This window comes from Pantoea sp. DY-17 (genome assembly GCF_019795975.1).
Lineage (GTDB): Bacteria > Pseudomonadota > Gammaproteobacteria > Enterobacterales > Enterobacteriaceae > Pantoea > Pantoea leporis.
Genome location: NZ_JAIMIG010000004.1, coordinates 400171 through 421996, shown reverse-complemented (window position 1 = coordinate 421996; position 21826 = coordinate 400171). Strand labels below are relative to the sequence as shown.

Genomic DNA, 21826 nt, shown 5'->3' with positions numbered 1-21826 from the left:
TATGTGGTAATATCCCGCGCATTATTTTGACCGTGTTGGAGTCTCTGAATGAAAGTAACACTGCCCACTTTTGGCAAGGCCACTGTGCTGGTCGTCGGCGATGTGATGTTAGATCGCTATTGGTATGGCCCAACCAGCCGTATTTCCCCGGAAGCGCCGGTGCCGGTGGTGAAAGTGGATACCATTGAAGAGCGTCCAGGCGGCGCGGCAAACGTCGCCATGAACATTGCTGCGCTCGGTGCAGCATCACGGCTGATTGGCTTGACCGGCGCCGATGATGCCGCGCGCGTGTTGAGCGAAACCCTGCAAAAGGTCAACGTCGACTGTGATTTTGTGGCGGTACAAAGCCATCCAACCATCACCAAATTGCGCGTGCTTTCGCGCAATCAGCAGCTGATTCGCCTCGATTTCGAAGAGGGTTTTGAGGAGATTGATCCGCAGCCGATTCACGATCGTATGCGTCAATCGCTGACGCAAGCGGGTGCGCTGGTGCTGTCTGACTACGCCAAAGGCGCGCTGAACAGCGTGCAGACCATGATTCAATTAGCGCGTGAAGCTAATGTGCCGGTGTTGATTGATCCTAAAGGCACTGATTTTGAACGTTATCGCGGTGCAACGCTGCTGACGCCGAATTTGTCTGAATTCGAAGCGGTTGTGGGTAAATGCAAAAGCGTGGAAGAGATTGTCAGTCGTGGCATGCAGTTAATCGCTGATTATGAGCTTTCCGCGCTGCTGGTAACCCGTTCTGAAAACGGAATGACGCTGCTGCAGCCGGGCAAAGCGCCGCTGCATCTGCCTACGCAGGCGCAGGAAGTGTATGACGTGACCGGTGCGGGCGATACAGTGATTGGCGTGCTAGCCGCAGTGCTGGCGGCTGGCGACAGCCTGGAAGAAGCCTGTTTCCTGGCGAATGCTGCGGCTGGCGTCGTCGTCGGGAAGCTCGGTACTTCCACTGTCAGCACTGTTGAGCTGGAAAATGCCATTCACGCCCGTCCGGAAACGGGATTTGGTGTGATGACCGAAGCGGAGCTGAAAGCCGCTGTTGCGCTGGCGCGTCAGCGTGGTGAGAAAGTGGTAATGACCAACGGCGTGTTTGACATCCTGCACGCTGGCCATGTTTCTTATCTGGCGAATGCGCGCAAGCTGGGCGATCGCCTGATTGTGGCCGTTAATAGTGATGCCTCGACGAAGCGTCTGAAAGGCGAAACGCGTCCGGTCAATCCGCAAGAAAACCGTATGATTGTGCTGGGTGCGCTGGAAGCGGTGGATTGGGTGGTGCTGTTTGAAGAGGATACGCCACAGCGTCTGATTGCGGGAGTGCTGCCAGATCTGCTGGTAAAAGGCGGCGACTACAAGCCGGAAGATATCGCGGGTAGCAAAGAAGTGTGGGCAAACGGTGGTGACGTGCGCGTATTAAACTTCGAAGATGGCATCTCAACCAGCAACATCATCAAAACGATTCGCAGTCATTAAGTGTGAATGGGCGGGAGGAAAACTCCCGCCCATTAGCTTACTGCGGAGTATCAATTTTCCCAGCGGGATCTGGCGTGATGATCGCCGGCGCGGGTGCTGCTGGACTTTCACTTTCTAACTTCGCCAGGCGCTGTTCCAGCGCAGCTAATTTCTCGCGCGTGCGCAGCAGAACCTGCGTCTGCACATCAAACTCTTCACGATTAACCAGGTCCATGCGCGTCAACTGCGCCTGCAATACCTGACGGATTTTCTTTTCGACATCATCGCCAAAATCGCGAATCCCTTTCGGCATCGCTTCATGTACCTGGCGAGCCAGTTGTTCAATTTTTTTCGTGTCGATCATGATTATTTCCTGGTTACGGTGGCCGATAGCTGCGCGTGTTCGGACTCAATAGCTATTAAGTGTAATGCCTGAAACGAAAAGGTTAAACCTGAAATCCGCAACGCAGGAAATGCAAAAGCATTTGCACTTTTGTCGATTGCCCGACCAGATGATTGGCGTTATAGTTTGTTCGCTTATTCTCAGGGCGGGGCGAAATTCCCCACCGGCGGTAAATCAGCTCTTGCTGAAAGCCCGCGAGCGCTCTCACAGTAATGTGAGAGGTCAGCAGATCCGGTGTAATTCCGGAGCCGACGGTTAGAGTCCGGATGGGAGAGGGTAACGACATCAGCCGGGCTTTGCCCGCTTCACGTTTTTGCCATGTGTTTTGTACGCACTCCTAAGCACGCCCTGGTTCTGGTAACTCATATTTTATAAGGTTTTTTTACCATGAATCAGACGCTTCTTTCTGAATTTGGCACGCCTGAACAGCGTGTAGAGCGCGCCATTGATGCGCTGCGCAACGGCCGCGGTGTAATGGTGCTCGACGATGAAAATCGTGAAAACGAAGGTGACATGATCTTCCCGGCAGAAACCATGACCGTTGAACAGATGGCATTAACCATCCGTCACGGCAGCGGTATTGTGTGCCTCTGCATCACTGAAGAGCGCCGTCAGCAGCTTGAGCTGCCAATGATGGTGGAAACTAACACCAGCGCTTACGGCACCGGTTTCACGGTGACAATTGAAGCTGCAAGCGGTGTGACCACCGGCGTTTCTGCTGCCGACCGCATCACCACGATTCGCGCTGCGGTGGCTGATGGCGCGAAGCCTTCAGACCTTAACCGTCCGGGCCATGTGTTTCCGCTGCGTGCGCGTGAAGGCGGCGTTCTGTCGCGTGGTGGACACACCGAAGCGACTATCGATCTGGTGACGCTGGCAGGATTCAAACCTGCGGGCGTATTATGCGAATTGACCAATGATGATGGCAGCATGGCGCACGCGCCAGAAGCGATCGTGTTTGCTAAGCAACATGATATGCCGGTCGTCACCATTGAAGATTTGGTGGCGTATCGCCGTCAGCGGGAAACGCGTCACGCCAGTTAACTGAATTAATACAGAAGAAAGAGGCCGGATAGATATCTATCTGGCCTCTTTTTTTTGTTTTAACGATTGGCATAAAACACGTGATTGCCAATTACTACTGTACGCTGAAAGGTATGACGCCAGGCCGGTTTAGCATGATGTGCATGGAAAAAGGTCGCGCCTTTCGTTACGTCCTGTAATTCCCCTTCAACAATCTTCTGTGCCAGCTTTCTGGCGCGTTGCCAGCTTTTATCTTCATGTGGTGGATAACGATAAGGATGCTTTTTGAGAGACGTCCAGGAGAACTGCTTAGGTGCATACACCACAGGACAGATCTCTTTGACATCCCAATTGGCACGGTTCATGGTCACCGTACCAACGGCTATTTGTCCTTTAATCGGTTCGCCTCGCGCTTCATGGTAGATATTCATCGCCAGGCACAATATTGCTCCCTGTATTAACATAAATTCCAACTCATCTTTCTAAAACCGAGGGGAGTTTAAGAAGTAGATTGATTGGATGTAACAAGACTGGTCTCGCTCGGTCTTAGGTGCGGGCTATATCACTGATATCTAAAAGGCTCGCGTGCAATATTAAGACCTAACCTGTGTCGAATTTATCCGCCCTATATCATTCAAATTCTCTGACAGAGACCATCATACTTATCAGCGTTAATCCCCCAGCGAAAGCGCGTATCGTAGCGGTTAACAAAGCGACACTTCGTCAAAGGATTAATCATGAGCACTACACGCATGCCTGCGCTGTTCCTTGGTCACGGCAGCCCGATGAACGTACTGGAAGATAATCGTTATACCCAAACCTGGCAGCAATTGGGTGCAACCTTGCCGCGTCCACGTGCGATTCTCGCGGTTTCGGCGCACTGGTACACACGCGGCACGGCGGTGACGGCGATGAATAATCCGCGCACAATCCATGATTTTGGTGGTTTCCCGCAGGCGCTATTTGATGTGCGCTATCCCGCGCCGGGATCGCCAGAACTGGCTCAGCAAGTGATGAATTTACTGGCTCCGATCGCCGTTCATGCCGATCAGGAGTGGGGTTTTGATCATGGTTCCTGGGGGGTGCTGGCAAAAATGTATCCCGATGCCGACATCCCAGTGGTGCAACTGAGTATCGACGGCACTAAACCTGCTGAATGGCACTACGCATTGGGGCAAAAGCTGGCGTCATTACGAGATGAGGGTGTGATGATCGTGGCCAGCGGTAACGTTGTGCACAATCTGCGTATGCTGCGCTGGCAAGGCGCAGAAACCGTGTATCCTTGGGCGGAGAGCTTTAATCAGTTTGTCCGTGAGAATCTGGATTTCCACGGTGAGGCAGCAGATCACCCATTGGTAAACTTTATGCAGCATCCGGATGCACAGCTTTCGAACCCAACGCCTGAACACTATCTACCGCTGCTCTATATTCTTGGCGCGCGTGCCGCTGATGAAGCGATCAGTATTCCTGTGGAAGGGATGGAGATGGGCGCGATCAGCATGATGTCAGTGCAGATTGGCTAATGCGCAAGGCCGCCCGAAGAGTGCGGGCGGCACAGCCTTTACTCAACAAAGGTATGCGGATAGAAGCGCGACAGATCCTGCGTGATCAAGGCACGATCTTCGCGTAAGCCGATGCCCGCAGGTTGATCGTCAATCAGCCAGCTACCGATCAAGGTATAGCTATCACCGAATTTCGGTAGCTGATAGAACTGCTGGATAATCATGCCTTCTTCGCCATACGGACCATCGGCGCAGGCGATCTCCTGACCGTTTTCAATGATACGAATATTGGCACCTTCGCGTGAAAACAGCGGTTTCACCACGTACTTATCCAGCTGCGGCGCGTTCTTATCATCGGCAAAATAAGCGGGCAGCAAGTTGGGATGATTAGGAAACATTTCCCACAGCAGCGGTAACAGCGCTTTATTGGAAATGATGCTTTTCCAGGCCGGCTCCAGCCAACGCACGCCCGCATCCGCCAGCTTGGTAGAAAACACTTCGCGCAGCATGAATTCCCACGGATAGAGCTTAAACAGATTGCTGATGACCTGATCGTTTACGTCGGTAAACTGGCCTCTTTCACCCAATCCAATCTCGTCAATATAGAGAAATTCGCTCGGCAATCCGGCTTCAGTGGCGCAGTCCTGCAGATATTGCACCGTGGCGCGATCTTCCTCGGTATCACGGCAGCAGGAGAAGTGCAGCCAGTTGAAACCGAACAGCTGATGCAGCGTGGCGAAGCGCTCAATCAGCTTCTCTTGCAGGCTGTTGAACTGGTCGCTGCCCTGCGGCAGATTGCCCGCTTTGACCTGGTCTTCTAGCCAAATCCACTGAAAGAAGGCGGCTTCATACAGCGAGGTTGGTGTATCCGCGTTGTTTTCCAGCAGCTTAGCGTCACCTTTGCCATCCCATGCCAGATCGAGGCGCGAATAGAGCGAAGGCTGGCGCAACTTCCAGGAATCACGCACAAAGTCCCAGGTGTGCTTAGGAATACAGAAACGGGTGAGCAGCTCGTCACTGTTCACCACTTTTTCCACCGCCTGCAAACACATCTGGTGCAATTCGGCGGTGGTATCCTCAAGCTGTTCAACCTGCGCTAGCGTGAATTGGTAGTACGCATCTTCACACCAGTAAGGTTCGCCATACATGGTGTGAAACTGGAAACCATATTCCGCGGCTTTTTCACGCCAGTCTGGACGTTCGGGGATTGCAATACGTTGCATGCTGCGGCTTAGCCTCCCAGCGAGCGGCTGCCGGTGCCAGAAGCACTGCTGCGCTGCATGGTGTTTTGTTTTGCCACGCTGTCACCAAAGCCGCCACGCGTAATGGTGGAAGTGGTCGCGGGTTTCGGCGCCATTGCTGTTTTCGGCACGTTGATGGTGCGGCCCGATGTGGCATTACCGTAGTTTTTACCCGCAGCATCAACAAATTTACCGTTTGCCGGGCTGTTCGGATTTTTTGGCGAGAACAGGGGCTGCTGGGCAAACCCTGCACCGCCGCTCATCATACGTCCCATCATGTAACCGGCCATCAACGGCATCCAGAAGCTACCGCTTTGCTGAGCTTCAGCATTGTTTGCGGTGGTGCCCACACCCGCTTGTGCAGGCGTTTGCTGGCATTGGTTTTCACCAAACTCAGCCACACAATCTTCGCGTGTAGCGTATTTTGGCGCGGTACGTTCGGCTTCTTTCTGTGCGTTGTTATACGCAGTGGTACATTGCGCGCTCTGGCCTGGATTGGCTTTGGCGCAATCATCCGCGTTTTGATAGAGCGACACCGTTTCGTCACTCTGCTCGCAGCCTGCCAGCATAAACACTGCGCTAACGGCAAAGGCGACTGGCGTTAAGTGGCGTGCCTGCCAGCTTTTACGAAAAGCGGCATGGCGAATATTTTTCGTCCGTTTCATTATTTTCATCCTGTGCCCAAAGGTGGGGTAAGGATAGGGGATGAGCGGTGGAAAATGAAGCGCGAAGCCAGATGGGGAAAGGATCTTTACGTAGCTATACGATTGAATGCGAAAGGGGCCGCATACGGCCCCCTGGGGAATTAATTACCGAATGGATTTCCGCTGCTGCGTGCGGCAGCTGGACGGGCTTGTGCGGCGGCTGAAGGCGATGAAGCTTTCGGACCGTTATCCACACGCGCGGCCTGCTGGTTATTCTCCGGCGCCACCACTTCAGGTGTCGTGGTGATCTCTTTGCCCAGCGTGCTGTTCAGCTGCTGCAGATCCTGTTCGTTCAGCGTACCCAGCGCATATTTGATATTCAGCTGGTTGATCAGATAGCTATAACGCGCATCAGAAAGCTGCTGTTTAGCATTGAACAGCGTGGTGGTCGCATCCAGCACATCAACGATGGTACGCGTACCGACCTGATACCCGGCTTCCATCGCATCCAGTGAACTTTGTGCAGAGACAACGGCCTGCTTATAAGCATCAATGCTGCTGATAGAGGCATTCACGTTATTGAATGATGAACGTACCGTCTGAACCGCACTACGATGTGCGCCTTCCAGCTGTTCGCTGGCCGCGACATAGTTGTACTGCGCTTGTTTCACCTGCGAGGTGACCGAGCCGCCGCTGTAAAGTGGCATGGTGAAGCTCAAGCCAACCTGGTTAGAACCTGTGATGGAATCGGTGCTGCCAGCGCTCTGATTGGCGCGACTGCCGCCATATTTGCTATTCGACATACCGGTTGAGGCGGTCAAATCCAGCGTTGGCATGTGGCCGGTTTCGGCTGAACGAATCTGTTCACGCGCCAGATCCTGGCTCAGACGCGCAGACAGCAAGGTCAGGTTGCGGCTTTCCGCTTCTTTCAGCAGGCTGGCCACAGCATCTGGACGCGCGGTTTTGAAACGATCGATATTCAATGAAGCCAGCGACAGATAATCCATGCCGGTAATCTGACGCAGCGATTCCACCGCATTATCGAGGTTGTTACGTGCGGTCACTTCGTTAGCCAGCACGGTGTCATACTGTGCACGGGCGTTTTGCACGTCAGTAATCGCGACCAAACCCACGTTAAAGCGCTGAGTGGTTTGATCCAGTTCGCGATAGATAGATTGTTTCTGTGCTTCGGTGTAAGAAAGCGTGTCGATTGCCTTTAACACGTTAAAATAGGCAGTCGCCGTGTTAAGAATCAGGTCTTGCTGAGCAACCTGATAGGTAACATCTTGAATACCAGCCTGTTTTTCCTGCAGCGACAGCGCACGCCATTTCGACATATCGAAAATAGTTTGAGTTAATTGCAGAGAGGCGCTGGTCGTGTTGGAATGAAGTCCGCTGCTGTCACGGTAGCCATTGTTATAAGTGTAATCTGCGCCCAAGCCTAACTGCGGCAATAAAGGACTACGCGCTTCATTGATTTTCTCAAATGCAGCGTCGCGGTTAGCGGCTGAAGATCGCAGATCGGGGTTGCTAAGGCGCGCCTGCTGATAGACCTGCAACAGGTTTTCTGCCTGGCTGGCAAGGCTGAATCCGCCCAGAGTCAGCCCAATAAAAAGTGGGAGCAGTTTTTTCATTTGCATTCCTTTTGTTGCAGCAAAATGCACTGGTAGTGCTGCAGGTAAGCCAAAAAAATAATCGCCGATTCTACAGAGGCGGCGTCAGAGATAAGTTGGCTGAACGTGCCTTCTTCCCCTAATTTACGTAAATAATTCAAAAAGAACCACTCGGACGGAGCGGTAGACTTGGCTTTTCTTTGCTCCATCCCAATCTGCATAAGGAATCAGACGATGGCGAGTGAAAAAAAATCCCCTGTGACTTTCACAAAAAACGATGTAGAAATTATTGCACGCGAAACGCGTTACGATGGTTTTTTTTCCATCGTCAGCTACCGTTTCCGCCACCGTCGTTTTAATGGCGAAATGAGTGGTGAAGTGGTGCGCGAAGTTTTTGAGCGCGGACACGCCGCCGTGCTGCTACCCTATGATCCCTTGCGTGATGAAGTGGTACTGATCGAACAGATCCGCATACCCGCTTTCGATTCCAGCCCAACGCCCTGGCTGCTGGAAATGGTGGCTGGCATCATCGAACCTGGCGAAACACCAGAAGATGTCGCACGACGTGAGGCGGTAGAAGAGGCGGGCCTTAAGGTTGGCCGCGTCAAACCGATAGTGAATTACTTAGCCAGCCCCGGCGGAACGTCTGAACGTTTATCGGTGCTGGTGGGCGAAGTGGATGCCAGCCTGGCAGAGGGAAATCACGGGCTGGAGGAAGAGAATGAGGATATTCTTGTCCATGTGGTGAGCCGCGAACAGGCTTATCGCTGGGTGGAAGAGGGGATTATTGATAACGCGGCATCTGTCATCGCCTTGCAATGGCTGGCGTTGCACCATGAAAAACTACGACAAGAGTGGAAGCTAAAATGAAACAGCGCTATACCCCTGACTTTCCCGAAATGATGCGTCTGTGCGAAACCAATTTCGCCCAGCTGCGTCGCCTGCTGCCGCGCAATGACGAGGCAGGCGCATCGGTGATTTATCAGGTGAATGGCGCCAGCTATCAGCTCACCATCGAAGAATCGACGCGTTACACCACGCTGGTGGAAGTGCGTCAGGTGGCACCCGCGGTGAGCTACTGGAGCCTGCCTTCTATGTCGGTGCGGCTCTACCATGATGCGATGGTCGCTGAAGTGTGTTCCACTAAACAGATCTACCGATTTAAAGCGCGCTATGATTATCCTAATAAAAAACTGCATCAGCGCGATGAAAAACATCAGATTAACCAGTTCCTTGCGGATTGGCTGCGTTACTGCTTAGCGCACGGCGCTGTGGCAGTACCGGTTTGCTGATAGCGTAAAAAACGCAACGATGGCGTGGAGATTAAGGAAACGCTTTGGATAGCCTGCTAACTCTTCCTGCGCAAGATGGGTCTGATATCAGGATTTTACAAATCACGGATACCCATCTTTTCGCCGGAAAACATCAATCGCTGCTTGGGGTAAATACCTGGTCGAGTTTTGATGCGGTACTGGATGCTATTGAAGTACAACAGCGTCAGTATGATCTGATTATCGCCACTGGCGATCTCGCTCAGGATCACACCGTCGAAGCTTACCAACACTTTGTAGCAGGCATTAATCGTCTGCCAAAACCTTGCGTCTGGCTGCCGGGGAATCACGATTTTCAGCCGGCAATGGTGGATACGCTGGCCGACGCGGGCATCAAATCTGACAAGCACGTTCTTTTGGGCGATCACTGGCAACTGGTGCTGCTCGATAGCCAGGTATTTGGTGTGCCACACGGCATGTTGAGTGAATATCAGCTGGAGTGGCTACACACCGCACTTAGCAAGTACCCAGAACGCCACACTTTGGTACTTCTGCATCATCACCCGCTGGCTTCCGGATGTACCTGGTTAGATCAGCACAGCTTGCGCAATCCGCATCAGCTGGAAGCGGTACTGCAGCACTTCCCGCGCGCACGTAATCTGGTATGCGGCCATATTCATCAGGAGCTCGATCTCGACTGGCATGGTCGCCGCGTGATGGCTTCACCATCAACCTGCGTCCAGTTCAAACCGCATTGTACTAACTTCACCATTGATACGCTGGCGCCGGGCTGGCGTTGGTTTACCTTGCAGCCCGACGGCACGCTGCAGACCGAAGTGAACCGCCTGCAAAGTGACATGTTCCGCCCCGATCTTGATTCCGAGGGCTACTAAGCAATGGCGGCGCTGATTTATCTGCATGGCTTCAACAGTTCCCCGCAATCGGCGAAAGCCACGCAGTTGCAGCAGTGGCTCAACGAACAGCATTCGCATATCAATGTGATGGTGCCACAACTACCGACGTTTCCGTCTGAAGCCGCCAGCATGCTGGAAGATCTGGTGATGCAATATGCCGGTGAACCGCTGGGATTGGTGGGATCGTCGCTGGGCGGCTATTTTGCTACCTGGCTGTCGCAGTGTTTTATGTTGCCAGCGGTGGTGGTTAATCCCGCCGTACGGCCGTTTGAGCTGCTGGTGGATTACCTCGGCGAAAACCGTAATCCCTACACCGGCCAGCAATATGTGTTAGAGTCTCGCCACATTTACGATCTGAAAGTAATGCAGATTGACCCTCTTGAAGCGCCCGATTTACTCTGGCTGCTGCAACAAACCGGCGATGAAATACTCGATTATCGCCAGGCGCTGGAGTATTACAGCGCATGCCGCCAGACGGTTGAAGAGGGCGGCAATCATGCCTATATCGGATTCGAACGCCATTTCGCACAGATCGTTGATTTTCTGGGATTAAACGCCCAGTGACCTTGCGAAGTGGGGCCATTTTCCTATTGCTAATCAGACATTTACGATGAGCCAATCAAGCTATAATGCCGATGCCATTGAGGTCCTGACCGGCCTTGAACCGGTGCGTCGTCGTCCGGGGATGTACACCGATACCACGCGCCCGAACCACCTGGGCCAGGAGGTGATCGATAACAGCGTCGATGAGGCGCTGGCCGGTCACGCTAAACGCGTGGAAGTCATTCTTCATGCCGACCAGTCGCTGGAAGTTATTGATGATGGTCGTGGCATGCCAGTGGATATCCATCCGGAAGAAGGCGTGCCAGCGGTTGAGCTGATTCTTTGTCGCCTGCATGCGGGCGGCAAATTCTCCAACAAAAACTATCAGTTCTCAGGCGGCTTGCACGGCGTCGGGATCTCGGTGGTTAACGCCTTGTCGAAGCGCGTGGAAGTTACCGTGCGACGTAACGGCGAAATCTACCAGATTGCCTTCGAAAATGGCGACAAGGTGCAGGATCTTACGGTTACGGGCACCGTCGGTAAACGCAATACCGGTACCAGCGTGCACTTCTGGCCAGATGAAAGCTTCTTTGATAGCCCGCGTTTCTCGGTTTCTCGTTTATCACATCTGTTAAAAGCCAAAGCCGTGCTGTGTCCGGGCGTTGAAATTGTTTTTAAAGACAAGGTCAACGACACCGAACAAACCTGGATGTATCAGGATGGCCTAACCGATTACCTGTGTGAAGCGGTTGACGGCTTACCCACGCTGCCGGAAAAACCCTTTGTAGGCAGTTTTGCAGGCGATGTGGAAGCAGTGGATTGGGCGCTGCTGTGGCTGCCGGAAGGCGGAGAGCTGCTAACAGAAAGCTACGTTAACCTGATCCCAACCATGCAAGGCGGCACGCACGTCAACGGTTTGCGTCAGGGCTTGCTGGATGCCATGCGCGAGTTTTGCGAATACCGCAATATTCTGCCGCGCGGCGTGAAGCTGTCGGCAGAAGATATCTGGGATCGCTGTGCGTATGTGCTGTCGGTGAAGATGCAGGATCCACAGTTTGCCGGTCAGACTAAAGAGCGCCTGTCGTCGCGTCAGTGTGCGGCATTCGTCTCCGCGGTGGTCAAAGATGCCTTCAGCCTGTGGCTGAATCAAAACGTGCAGGCGGCTGAAATGCTGGCCGAGCTGGCAATCTCCAGCGCGCAGCGCCGCATGCGCGCCGCGAAGAAAGTGGTGCGTAAAAAACTCACCAGCGGCCCGGCGCTGCCGGGCAAACTGGCTGACTGCACCGCACAAGATTTGAACAAAACCGAACTATTCCTCGTCGAAGGGGATTCTGCGGGCGGTTCCGCCAAGCAAGCGCGCGATCGTGATTATCAGGCGATCATGCCTCTGAAAGGTAAGATCCTCAATACCTGGGAAGTCTCTTCGGACGAAGTGTTGGCCTCACAGGAAGTGCATGATATTTCAGTGGCGATCGGTATCGATCCTGATAGCGAAGATCTGAGCCAGCTGCGTTACGGCAAAATCTGTATCCTCGCGGATGCGGATTCCGATGGTCTGCACATTGCCACGCTGCTGTGCGCGCTGTTTGTGAAGCATTTCCGTACGTTGGTGCAACACGGCCATGTGTATGTGGCGATGCCGCCGCTTTATCGCATCGATCTCGGCAAAGAAGTCTACTATGCCCTGGATGAAGACGAGAAAGAGGGCGTGCTGGAGCAGTTGAAGCGCAAGAAAGGTAAGCCGAATGTGCAGCGTTTTAAGGGCTTGGGTGAAATGAACCCGCTGCAGCTGCGCGAAACCACGCTTGATCCGAATACGCGTCGCCTGGTGCAATTGACGATCAGTGATGAGGATGTCGATCAAACCCTACGCGTGATGGACATGCTGCTGGCGAAGAAACGCTCGGAAGACCGCCGCAACTGGCTGCAAGAAAAAGGCGATTTAGCCGACCTCGAAGTGTAAAAAAACAGGGACGCCGCGGCGTCCCTGTTTTATTGCTGCTGTAATGCCTGCTTAACCCGCGTAATAACCATGCTCCACGCTTCATCCTGACCGCGCCCAAACAATCTCATTTGCGGATACCACGGCGATTCATCGCGATTTTCCAACCAGCGCCAGTCTCGCGCCCAGGCGGGAAGTAATACCCAGCAAGGTATCCCCATCGCCCCTGCTAAGTGGATTACCGACGTATCTACACCAATCACCAAATCCAGTTGTGAAATGACCGCGGCGGTATCCTGATAATCAGTGAATTGGGCACCAAGCGGCTGTATGTGTGGGAAGTCAGCGATTTCCTCTTCACCTGCACCTTTTTGCAAGCTAATCCAGTTGATATCAGGCAGGTCAAATAAAGGTGCAAACTGTGAAAGGTGCGCAAGCGATCGTTGGCTATCATTCTTATGCCCGCTGGCGCCTTTCCATACGATACCAATTTTTTTCCCGTTCCCCTTAATCGGCCACCTCGCCTGTTGTTCTGCAGAGCTAAACAGATAGGGATGATGCGCGCTAAAGGGCTGTGTTGAGTTGAGGAAGTGCTGCGGTAAATCCAGTAGAGAGCACCAGTAATCTGCCGGTGGCAACGTGTGTTGTACATCTTCCCGTGTCAGATAATTATCGAGGTACGGCAGCGTAACCATTAACGATTTTAAGGACTTGCTACCCAGCATGATCACTTTTACCGCATGCTTTTCAGTTTTAACGCGTGTGAGATAACGACAAAACTGAATTTCGTCCCCCATGCCTTGCTCGGTCCTTACCAACAGCGTTTTGCCGCGCAGATCCTCTCCTTGCCAGTAGCGAATAGGGAGTTTCGGTAAGGTAAAGAAGCGATCGGGATTATCGGACGCATAACGCGCCTGATAGTTAGACCAGCCAGCAGCGAAGTTGCCTTGTTGTAGCTGAACCATGCCGAGCGAATTTCGGCAACGTTGATCGGCGTCACGCACTTGTAGCACTTGCTGCATCTGACTTTCTGCTTCTTGTAGCTGGCCCATGTGCGCTAGCAACGTACTTATGCCATAGCGGGCTTCGGTATAATCTGGCTGGCTTTGCAGCGCCAATCGATACTGATCTAAAGCAAGGTGATAGCGCTGCTGTTTATGCAGCAAAATAGCGTAGTTATTGTGACAGGCGGCATAGCCCATATGTGATTGCAGCGCAGCCTGATAACAGGCTTCCGCCTCGCTCCAGCACCCGGCGTCATAATGGGTTAGGCCAAGACCGTTGAGTAATCCCGCATCTTTTGGCGCAAGTTTTAGCGCCCGCTGATAATAGCGCTGCGCCGTATCCAGATCGCCGTTGCGCCGTGCAAGCCGTGCGGCTTCATGAAGGAACCAGCCATCGTAGGGAGCAAGCGTCAGGTGTGCCCGAATCTTACGCCAGGCTTCTTCCTGTCGCCCTTGCTTCAGCAACTGGGTTACCGCTTGTTGCTGACGTAAATCGTTAGCCACCCGAGGTTTATGGCGCATTGTGATATCCTGCCGCTAATAAAGTGGCGTAATTTAAGCCAAAAGTGCCAGAAACCGCGCTAAGACAGGTCTCGATCTTTAAGGATGGGAATTTGAAAATAACACTGGAAGAGTTACGTGCCTGGGTTGCGGTGGTGGATACCGGATCAATCACATCAGCCGCGGAGCAGTTAGATCAAACCAGCTCTGGCGTAAGCCGTGCGCTTAGCCGGCTGGAAGGTAAGCTGCAAACCACCTTAATGCATCGCACCACGCGTCGCCTGGCATTGACCGAAGAGGGGCTGATTTTTCTCGATCATGCGCGGCAGATTCTGGCGTCGGTTGAACAGGCGGAAGAACTGATCGCGCAGCGCCGGGACATTCCTTCTGGACGCTTACGCGTCAATGCCAATACGCCTTTTACCCTGCACGTCATTGTGCCGCTGGTGGCGGAGTTTCGTCAGCGCTACCCGCTGATTCAGCTGGAATTAAACACCGACGATATTGTGATCGATCTGCTGGAGCAGCAAACGGACATCGCCATTCGCATCGGTGAGCTGCGCGATTCGACGCTGCGTGCGCGTGTGCTCGGAAGCAGCGCTATACGCCTGTTAGCCAGCCCAGATTATCTTGAAAAGTTTGGTGTACCGGAAAACGTTGATGCACTGGCGAACCATCAGCTGTTGGGGTTCAGTCAGCTTGATGTACACAACGTCTGGCCGGTTTGGCAGCGCGAAGGCGAGTTCCTGCGTATCAAACCTACGCTGTCCGCCTCCAGTGGTGAAACATTGCGTCAACTGGCTTTAGCTGGGCAAGGTATCGTACGTTTATCCGATTTTGTCAGCCGTGAAGATCGCGAGAGTGGGCGTTTGGTACAGGTTTTGGCAACGGAAACCCGTGAACAGCGTTTACCCATCCACGCGGTCTATTATCGCAATCAATCCCTTACCTCGCGCATTACCTGTTTTCTGAGTTTTTTACGCGAAAAAATTCAGGAAAATCATCTGTTATAGTCTTGTTCCTGCTCGATTATTTACCCTTCATCTTCATATCTTTATTCATAAAAACGCTTTAATTCATATAGTTAATTAACTAATAACTTTTCTGTCAATGTTGGGAAATTTTTTCTTTCCTAACGGGACGTTTCTTATGTCTCGGAAATCTCTCTTTCCCGATTATGTCGCTCACTTTGAGCCCGCACAGGTGGGTTAAGCCAGGGAGATTGTTGCGCTTGTACGCAATCGCACAATCAAAATCTAATGTACGGAAGGGATTAAACATGAACGTTTCGCCCGTGAGTGTTGCGGTTATTGATAAAAAAACAATAACGAAAGCGGAAGCATTGCGTGTAGGTAAAGACGGTAAAGCTGCAAAAGTTCAGGCTATTACCAACGGCAAATATTTGCTGACCCAGGGTAATGACGGCGTTGCACCAGAAAACATTACCGTTAAGCGTGTCGGGAAAGATTTGCTGGTGATGCTGGAAGGATCCGACGCCAGCGAACCAGATCTGATTATCGAAGACTTTTTTGCTAAATCAGGTGCTTTAGTTGGTAAAGCTGAAGATGGCGCCATGCATGAATACGTCGCTACCGATGGTGATGCCGATCACGATGCTGCCGCATTGGCTGATGGCGAAACCACCGCATTAGCGCTTGGAGAGAGCACGGTTGATACCGATTCTGGTTTCATGCTGGCCTCAGGATTTGAATGGTCCCCGGCGTTGATCGCTTTAGGCGGATTGGCGGCTATCGCTGCGGCCGCCGGCCTGGGCTACGTGGCAGCCAAAGAGCAGTATCAGGATAAAAACGCTCACGAAAACGGCAGCAGCGATCAAAATGGTGGGGACAACGGGAAGGGCGGTGATGGCGGCGGTGATGGCGGCGGTAAAGGTGGCGGCGACAGCGGCGGCGGCAATGTAAACGTCCCGGTAGTTAACGGCCTGTATGACGACGTGGGCAGCATTACCGGATTGATCGCGAAAGGCGGCCGTACCGACGACACCACGCCGACACTGAACGGCACGGGCACCAAAGGGAATGTCATTGAAATTTGGGATGGCAGCACAAAAATTGGTGAAACCACGGTTGGTGAAAACGGCACATGGTCCTTTACACCTGGTAAAGCATTGGGCGCCGGTAGCCACAGCATCACCACACGTGAACGCAATGAAAGTGGCGTAGTAGGCGATTCAAGCGAGGCCTGGAGCTTCGTTATCGATCTGACCGCCCCTGCCAAGGGCACCATTGGTAGCATGGTGGACGACAGCGTGAATCCGCCGAAAGAGATCGTTAAAGATGGCATCACCAAAGACAACACGCCGACGCTGGCGGGTAAAGCCGAAGCGGGCGCTACCGTTGAAATCTGGAAAGATGGCCAGTTGCTGGGCACTGCCAAAGTAGACAGCGAGGGTAACTGGACCTACACCAGCCCGACGCTGGCAGAGGGTAAACATGATTTCAGCATCGTCGTCGTGGATGAAGTCGGGAATAAATCGCTACCTTCCGAAGCCTGGATTATCGAGGTTGATACCGTAGCACCAGAAAATAAAGGCATTGGTGCCATCGCTGATGATGAAGGTAAGTTGATTGAAAATGGTGGCGAAACGCAAGACAGCACGCCAACCTTCTCTGGCATCGGTGAAAAAGGCGACATCATTAAAATCATTGATAACGGCCAGGTTATTGGCAGCACCGTTGTAGACGACGAAGGAAAGTGGCAATTCACCCCAGAAAAAGCCATTGGTAATGGCGATCACGAATTCCAGATTATTGAAATGGATCCAGCAGGTAATGAATCTGCGCCTTCAGAAAAAGTCATTATCGAAATTAACGATCCGAATAACCCTATTGATCCCGGCAAGGAAGTGATTCCGAATCCCGATGTACCGGTAACTGGCGCGGTTGACGACGTGTATCGTGATGAAATGTTGGATAACGGCGAAAAGTATTTCATCGGGAAACAGCCTATTGCTAACGGCGATGCGGTGAATGATTCAACGATTTTTGTGGGTGGCTCCGGCAACGCGGGCGATATTGTTTATATCTGGCTCAGTGGAAGCAATAACCATTATTACCTCTCCTCTGTCGTAGATGAGAACGGGAAGTGGAGTATCTCCACGCCAGAGTTATCTGATGATGTTTACAAGATTGAAGCGGCATTTAAAAATGCTGAGGGCGTAGTAACAGCCAAAACTGAAGCATTTGAAGTTGAGATCGACACGCTTCCACCAGAACCCATCGATCCGGGCGATCTCTTCCCAGATTTACTTAGCCATGTTGAATTATCTGAGCTGCTCTCGGCAAACGGTGACACGTTATTCAATGAAGCGCAGGAAGAATCTGCATTACTCAATAATATTGATGAAAGCATTTTGAGTAATATGATTTTTGATGCGGATATTAAGAGTTCTGCAGTGGACGGCGTAATGTCTCTCGATATTACAGCTTTGAAGGATTTAGATATTCATTATTTATCTGAATAATTATCACATCATTGCGATTAATAGAATAAAAACAGGCGTCGTCCGGCGCCTGTTTTCTGGAGTTATAATGAAACTTAAAAAATATGCTATTGCCACGGTGCTTGCGTCATTGTCCATCAGCGCAACTATCCAAGCGCAATCTAATTTTGGCAAAGCCTGGCAATCCATGCCTGCAGCGGCCTCAGAGCAAACCCGCATCGTTTATTATCGAGCTACAGACGATAATAATAATAAAGCAGCACACATCTATGTTGATGGCGAATTCCAAACGGCATTATTAACCGGTGGCTACACGGTGTTTTGCCTGAAACCGGGTGTACATTCATTGGGGAGCTATATCGATGATGCGCCGGGTTATCAGGGCAAGCAGCAACAGCCATGGCGCGATAATCTGGCGGCGGGCAAAACCTATTATATTATTGCCAGCCTTGACGGTTCTGGCCGTCCTCTGGTGATGGATAGCGAACAGGCACAGCAGCAATTAGTAGGAACACGTCAGCAAACTCACTTGCTTTCCCGCGCGTCAGCGGTGGTGCCGTGCCAGCCTGGAACTACACAGTCTTATGATAATTATGAGTTTTCATCGGATTTGTTGTTTAATTTTGGTAGTGCGAGCAGTGCCGATATCTCCGCTCAGGGTCACAGCGCCATTCAACAATTTGCGACCTTGTTGAAAAGCAAAAATAAAGCCGAACAGCGCATTATAGTCACCGGCTTTACCGATCCGATTGGGGAGGAGGAAAGCAACATCAAGTTAGGCCAACGCCGCGCGGATGCAATCAAGAAATTATTGGTTAATAACGGGCTCGCGAGCGAGCATATTCATTCGCAAAGTATGGGTGAAAGTCAGGTCACGGCGCAGTGCACCGGCTCGCTGAAGCAGCAAAAAGCATGCTATCAAGGCGAACGTCGTGTAATTATCAGTGTGGAGAATAAATAGTTTTATCACTTTCTGAAAATTAACCAATGGTCTGATTTTTTAAAATTTAGACCATTTTTTTCGGCCGCCGGTTTCTATTAGTGATTTCGTTAAAAGACCATTAATTAAGACATGTCCTGTGTTGGTTATTTCACTAACTGGTCGAGAATACTTGCGTTCCGGGAGGGAACCGGAACACGAATCTAAATATTAAAGGAATATTATCATGGCAAATAACAGCATTAACGCATTAAAAAAAGTGGACATTAAAACTATCACCGATAGTCAGTTTGGTTGGATAGGTCAAACGGTCGATCCTAAAGACGCCGGTGGTTATGTTGAAATTCTTATTGATGGTGTGATTTACAAAGCACCTATTGATGAAAACGCTAATTGGTCTTTCACACCGCCAGCGGGCTGGGACGAAGGCTCACATACCGTGCAGTTGATCACCGTCGATAAAGCAGGTAACCGCGCACCACCATTGTCCTTTATTGTAAATCTGGATACCCAAGCCCCAGAAGCGCCGGAAATCTGGCGTGTGGTGGACAACACTGGCAGCAATAAAGGCAATTTGAATCCGGGCGAAATCACCGATGAACATAAGCCTGTCATTTCAGGCGTAGCGGAGCCGGGCGCGATTGTTTACCTGTATGACAACGGCGGAAAAGATCCGATTGCGTCAGTCAAAGCCAATAGCATGGGTGCATGGACAATTACTCCAGAATTGGCTGATGGCGAACATAGCCTGACCGTAGTGGCTAAAGATGCGGGTAAACACGAAAGCCCAGCCTCTGCGCCTTTCGTGGTCGTGGTTGAAGCGGGCGCGGTGGTGAAAGCCGAAGGCCCAACTTCAGAGTTACAGCAATCTGAAGAGTCAGTAATTGGCACGCATGATTTCGGCACATTTAAAAATGCCAATGAGGCCTATACAAGTAAAAGTTATATTGAGCAAGCGGGAACAATTAAGGACAAAAACGCCGAAATTCAAATCACGTTAAATAACGAAGTTTATATCATTCGTTCTGATTCAGAGGGTAAATATCATTTCAAATCTGAAGAGCTGCCAGATGGTATTTATTACTATCAGACGCGCGTTCGCGACAACGCTAATAACTGGGGACCAGCTACCACATTTATTATACATATTGAAGCTGAAACACCCGAAGCGCCGCAAATCCTGCGCGTGATTGACGATGTAGGGAATGTTGACCACTTAACTTCGGGTCAATACACCGACGATAAAAACCCAACGCTGTCTGGCGTGGCTAAACCAGGCTCGCTGGTCTTCATTTACGGTGCGGATTCAGCACCGATCGGCAGCGTGACAGCAGGTGGCGATGGTCGTTGGACCTTCACACCGGAACTGACCACGGATGACACCTATATCTTCAACGTGGCGTATCAGGATCGCTACGGTCGTATGAGTCCGAAATCAGACAACTTCATCCTGAAACTGGATGCTACTGCACCTGAAGCGCCTTCACTGGAAGGTGTTTACGATGACGTAGGCCGCGTAACCGGTGAGCTGAAATCAGGCGACACCACTGACGACACCACCCTGTCGCTGTCGGGTAAAGCGGATGCCGGTTCCATTGTACGTATCTGGGATGGTGAAAAAGTAGTTGCAACCGTTATTGCCAACTCACGTGGTGAATGGTCTTACGAACTGGATGTCGCCGAGGGCAAACATGCACTGCGCGTAGATTCCGTCTCCAAAGGTGGTGCTGCTTCTGCTCCATCAGAAGAGTTCATTGTGATTGTTGATACCCAAACGCTGCCTCCGGCACAGATCGAAGAGATCGTTGCCAACAACGGTGCAGAAGAGCGTCCGCTGGTGAGCGGTGATGCTACCAACGATGATACCCCAGTGCTGCGCGGTTCAGGTGAAGAGGGTGAAATTGTTTATGTTTACGATAAAGATAAAGTCATTGGTTCTGCTACCGTAGGCAAAGATGGCAAATGGGAAATCGAGCTTGATCCTCTGGAAGAAGGTTCGCATGAGCTGAAGATCAAAATCGAAGATCCAAAAACCGGCAAAAGTTCAGACTTCTCAGATCCGGTCACCATCGTGGTGGATTTGACTGCACCTGAAAAACCGGTTGCTCCGGGCATTGTCGATAACACCGGTGATGAGCAGGGCGTTATCCAGCCAGGCACGCCAACCGACGAAACCCAGCCGGAGTTCACCGGTGGCGGTGCTACGCCGGGCGACGTTGTGGAAATCATCATCATTGATGAAGACGGAAAAGAGCAGGTCATTGGTAGCGGCGTAGTCGACGAGAAAGGTGATTGGACCGTCACCCCAACCGATCCAATCGGTGATGGTGAGTACGACGTGGTGGTTGAAATTACCGATCCGGCGGGCAACACCTCCGATCGTTCCGATCCAATTGAACTGATTATCGATACCAAAATGCCGGGCGAAATCAAGGACTTCGAATTGTGGGATGACGTAGGTGCAATTACCGGTCAGATCCTCGATGGCGGCGTAACTGATGATAAATCGCCAACCGTGCGCGGTACCGGTGAAAACGGGTCTAAAGTCATTATCTATGATGGCGATAAGCAGATCGGTTCAGCAACCGTGGTTGATGGGAAATGGAGTTTTGATCTGCCTGCTCTGACGGAAGGTGCGCACAATATCCGCGTTCAACCTGTCAGCGCTTCAGGTGTGAAAGGCCCGATCAATGACGGCATCAACTTTGATGTGGATCTGACCGCGCCTCAGGCTGGTACATACACCGGTGGTACGTTCATTGACGTTGATGGCTATCCTCGTCCAATTGTTCCTGATATCAACGGTCAGGTCATGAAGCTGAACGGTACCGGTAAAGAAGATGGCACCGTGGTAGTGGTCTATGGCGATGCGGCGCGTACCGAAATCATCGGCAGCGCGGTGGTGACCAACGGCAAATGGACACTGGATACCAAAGAACTGGCTGAAGGTAGCTACCATATCTCCTTCGGTTACCGTGACGCGGCGGGTAATGAAGTGGCCGGTGAAGAATCGTTCGATGTGAACGTCGACGTTACACCACCAGAGCCTATCGATCCAGGCGACCTGTTCCCAGACTCATTCAACGAAGCGCTGATGAGCATGTCACTGTCGGATATTCTGTCCATGAGCGATGACTCGTTGTTCATTGACAATGGTAAAACGCAGTTGATGATTTCGGATTCTGCGCAGGAAGTGACCTTGCAAGACATCCTGCCGGAAGGTGAAGACGTGAATAACTGGAGCCAGGCAAATGGCACCGTAACCGTGGCAGGCGTTGAATATAACGTTTACCAGAACAACGGTGGCGATGCTGAAGTGATGGTTCCACAGCACCTGCTGCAGGAACAACAGCACTAATTTCTGATTAGC

Annotated in this window: 19 protein-coding genes and 1 riboswitch; of the genes, 12 read left to right on the top strand and 7 right to left on the bottom strand. The window is 51.7% G+C overall.

The window, feature by feature from the left end; genetic code table 11:
* Positions 1 to 48: 48 nt before the first annotated feature.
* Positions 49 to 1473 carry a bifunctional D-glycero-beta-D-manno-heptose-7-phosphate kinase/D-glycero-beta-D-manno-heptose 1-phosphate adenylyltransferase HldE gene (gene hldE, locus K5Y33_RS18790; protein ID WP_101762991.1) on the top strand — a complete coding sequence of 475 codons (1425 nt, stop codon included), beginning with the start codon at positions 49 to 51 and terminating at the stop codon, positions 1471 to 1473.
* 37 nt (positions 1474 to 1510) lie between these two features.
* Here the strand turns inward: hldE and K5Y33_RS18785 are convergent, their stop codons facing one another.
* Positions 1511 to 1816, bottom strand: a complete 306-nt coding sequence (locus K5Y33_RS18785) for an accessory factor UbiK family protein (protein ID WP_008103418.1) — start codon at positions 1814 to 1816, stop codon at positions 1511 to 1513.
* A gap of 171 nt (positions 1817 to 1987) precedes the next feature.
* A riboswitch (FMN riboswitch) is annotated at positions 1988 to 2137 on the top strand.
* Positions 2138 to 2242: 105 nt separating this feature from the next.
* Here K5Y33_RS18785 and ribB point away from each other — a divergent pair.
* Entirely contained in the window at positions 2243 to 2899 is a 657-nt protein-coding gene (gene ribB, locus K5Y33_RS18780) for a 3,4-dihydroxy-2-butanone-4-phosphate synthase (protein ID WP_008103416.1), read from the top strand.
* Positions 2900 to 2958: 59 nt separating this feature from the next.
* Here ribB and K5Y33_RS18775 read toward each other — a convergent pair whose 3' ends face one another.
* Positions 2959 to 3342 (bottom strand): cell wall hydrolase, encoded by a 384-nt coding sequence (locus K5Y33_RS18775; RefSeq protein WP_110867311.1) that lies wholly within the window; start codon positions 3340 to 3342, stop codon positions 2959 to 2961.
* 273 nt (positions 3343 to 3615) lie between these two features.
* Between K5Y33_RS18775 and ygiD the strand changes: the two genes are divergently transcribed.
* Positions 3616 to 4401 carry a 4,5-DOPA dioxygenase extradiol gene (gene ygiD, locus K5Y33_RS18770; RefSeq protein ID WP_222234887.1) on the top strand — a complete coding sequence of 262 codons (786 nt, stop codon included), beginning with the start codon at positions 3616 to 3618 and terminating at the stop codon, positions 4399 to 4401.
* 38 nt (positions 4402 to 4439) lie between these two features.
* Here the strand turns inward: ygiD and K5Y33_RS18765 are convergent, their stop codons facing one another.
* The 4 genes from K5Y33_RS18765 to K5Y33_RS18750 form a co-directional block, all read right to left on the bottom strand.
* Positions 4440 to 5603 (bottom strand): glutathionylspermidine synthase family protein, encoded by a 1164-nt coding sequence (locus K5Y33_RS18765; protein ID WP_222234885.1) that lies wholly within the window; start codon positions 5601 to 5603, stop codon positions 4440 to 4442.
* Between the two features lie 8 nt (positions 5604 to 5611).
* Positions 5612 to 6286 carry a DUF1190 family protein gene (locus tag K5Y33_RS18760; RefSeq protein WP_061720467.1) on the bottom strand — a complete coding sequence of 225 codons (675 nt, stop codon included), beginning with the start codon at positions 6284 to 6286 and terminating at the stop codon, positions 5612 to 5614.
* 140 nt (positions 6287 to 6426) lie between these two features.
* Positions 6427 to 7899, bottom strand: a complete 1473-nt coding sequence (tolC, locus tag K5Y33_RS18755) for an outer membrane channel protein TolC (RefSeq protein ID WP_192236273.1) — start codon at positions 7897 to 7899, stop codon at positions 6427 to 6429.
* Positions 7896 to 8087, bottom strand: coding sequence for a hypothetical protein (locus K5Y33_RS18750; RefSeq protein ID WP_225614418.1), 192 nt, complete (start codon positions 8085 to 8087; stop codon positions 7896 to 7898). The genes tolC and K5Y33_RS18750 overlap by 4 nt, the downstream gene beginning before the upstream one ends.
* Before the next feature lie 25 nt (positions 8088 to 8112).
* Here K5Y33_RS18750 and nudF point away from each other — a divergent pair, with 25 nt between their 5' ends.
* Genes nudF through parE form a run of 5 tightly spaced genes read left to right on the top strand, consistent with a single transcriptional unit; the run spans position 8113 to position 12569 of the window.
* Positions 8113 to 8748 carry an ADP-ribose diphosphatase gene (nudF, locus tag K5Y33_RS18745; RefSeq protein ID WP_101762996.1) on the top strand — a complete coding sequence of 212 codons (636 nt, stop codon included), beginning with the start codon at positions 8113 to 8115 and terminating at the stop codon, positions 8746 to 8748.
* The gene (locus K5Y33_RS18740; protein ID WP_008103400.1) at positions 8745 to 9170 is read left to right on the top strand and encodes a DUF1249 family protein; all 426 of its coding nucleotides are present in this window, start codon (positions 8745 to 8747) and stop codon (positions 9168 to 9170) included. The genes nudF and K5Y33_RS18740 overlap by 4 nt, the downstream gene beginning before the upstream one ends.
* Before the next feature lie 44 nt (positions 9171 to 9214).
* The gene (gene cpdA / locus K5Y33_RS18735) at positions 9215 to 10042 is read left to right on the top strand and encodes a 3',5'-cyclic-AMP phosphodiesterase (RefSeq protein WP_101762997.1); all 828 of its coding nucleotides are present in this window, start codon (positions 9215 to 9217) and stop codon (positions 10040 to 10042) included.
* 3 nt (positions 10043 to 10045) lie between these two features.
* Positions 10046 to 10627, top strand: a complete 582-nt coding sequence (gene yqiA, locus K5Y33_RS18730; protein ID WP_222234883.1) for an esterase YqiA — start codon at positions 10046 to 10048, stop codon at positions 10625 to 10627.
* 46 nt (positions 10628 to 10673) lie between these two features.
* Positions 10674 to 12569 (top strand): DNA topoisomerase IV subunit B, encoded by a 1896-nt coding sequence (parE, locus tag K5Y33_RS18725; RefSeq protein WP_110867305.1) that lies wholly within the window; start codon positions 10674 to 10676, stop codon positions 12567 to 12569.
* 29 nt (positions 12570 to 12598) lie between these two features.
* Here the strand turns inward: parE and K5Y33_RS18720 are convergent, their stop codons facing one another.
* Positions 12599 to 14074, bottom strand: coding sequence for a tetratricopeptide repeat protein (locus tag K5Y33_RS18720; RefSeq protein ID WP_222234881.1), 1476 nt, complete (start codon positions 14072 to 14074; stop codon positions 12599 to 12601).
* A 92-nt stretch (positions 14075 to 14166) separates the two neighbouring features.
* On the opposite strand from K5Y33_RS18720, the gene K5Y33_RS18715 reads away from it, so the two are divergent.
* From K5Y33_RS18715 to K5Y33_RS18700, 4 genes are all read left to right on the top strand, one after another.
* Positions 14167 to 15066 carry a LysR substrate-binding domain-containing protein gene (locus K5Y33_RS18715; RefSeq protein ID WP_101763001.1) on the top strand — a complete coding sequence of 300 codons (900 nt, stop codon included), beginning with the start codon at positions 14167 to 14169 and terminating at the stop codon, positions 15064 to 15066.
* Positions 15067 to 15332: 266 nt separating this feature from the next.
* Positions 15333 to 17537 (top strand): Ig-like domain-containing protein, encoded by a 2205-nt coding sequence (locus tag K5Y33_RS18710; RefSeq protein ID WP_222234879.1) that lies wholly within the window; start codon positions 15333 to 15335, stop codon positions 17535 to 17537.
* 67 nt (positions 17538 to 17604) lie between these two features.
* A complete protein-coding gene (locus K5Y33_RS18705) occupies positions 17605 to 18477 on the top strand; it encodes an OmpA family protein (RefSeq protein ID WP_110867302.1) in 873 nt (290 codons plus the stop codon).
* 205 nt (positions 18478 to 18682) lie between these two features.
* Positions 18683 to 21814 (top strand): Ig-like domain-containing protein, encoded by a 3132-nt coding sequence (locus K5Y33_RS18700; protein WP_222234877.1) that lies wholly within the window; start codon positions 18683 to 18685, stop codon positions 21812 to 21814.
* Positions 21815 to 21826 lie beyond the last annotated feature (12 nt).